This window comes from Vibrio sp. 2134-1 (assembly GCF_033339495.1).
Genome location: NZ_JAWOUS010000487.1, coordinates 1 through 668, shown reverse-complemented (window position 1 = coordinate 668; position 668 = coordinate 1). Strand labels below are relative to the sequence as shown.

General features: G+C 49.3%; 2 protein-coding genes. Both read right to left on the bottom strand.

What is annotated here, in order from left to right; all coding sequences use genetic code 11:
- A partial coding sequence (locus R7R78_RS26790; RefSeq protein ID WP_225474696.1) for a DUF2787 family protein occupies positions 1–319 on the bottom strand: 319 nt, incomplete at its 3' end.
- The coding region (radC, locus tag R7R78_RS26785) for a RadC family protein (protein ID WP_225474695.1) at positions 316–668 on the bottom strand (353 nt) is incomplete at its 5' end. The genes radC and R7R78_RS26790, both read right to left, overlap by 4 nt.

The following is a 668-nucleotide window of genomic DNA, read 5'->3' as shown; positions in this document are numbered from 1 at the left end:
TTACCGCCCCTGTGTCGGGTTGATAACACCATCCCTGGGCAAGGTGAAAGTACAGCTCAGGCTGAACGTTGAGCGCACTTTCAAATGGATAAGAAAAGCTGGCAAAGAAGACAACCTGCCAGGGCTCTGAATTTGTAGTGCGTTTGAACTGCACTTCAACAGGATGAATACCTCGGCCATGGCGGTAGTAGCTTAATTGGCGGCAAGTTAGGAGCAACTGTTTGGCATTGTCAGGTAAAGAGTACCCCTTCAATAGCTTCTCCAACTGCTGACGCAATTGTGGCGCTAAAGAAACACCACCATAAATCGTGTTGATCATATCCACCCCTTTTCTGCAAACGAGACACTGCTTTCTCCGACAACGATATGGTCAAGCACCCTGACATCCACTAACGCTAAAGCGTCGATAAGCTTGCGTGTGATACGCCTATCCGCTTGAGATGGGGAAGGGTTACCAGAAGGGTGGTTATGCGCCAGAATGACTGCCGCTGCATTCACTTCCAAGACGCTTTTGACGACCTCGCGCGGATAAACGCTGGCGGAGTCAATGGTGCCTTTAAAGAGTGATTTAAACTCGATGACACGGTGCTGGTTATCAAGTAGTAGCAGAGCGAAAACCTCGTGCTCCGCGCTGGCTAGTTTGAATCGAACATACTCTTTGGTTGCTT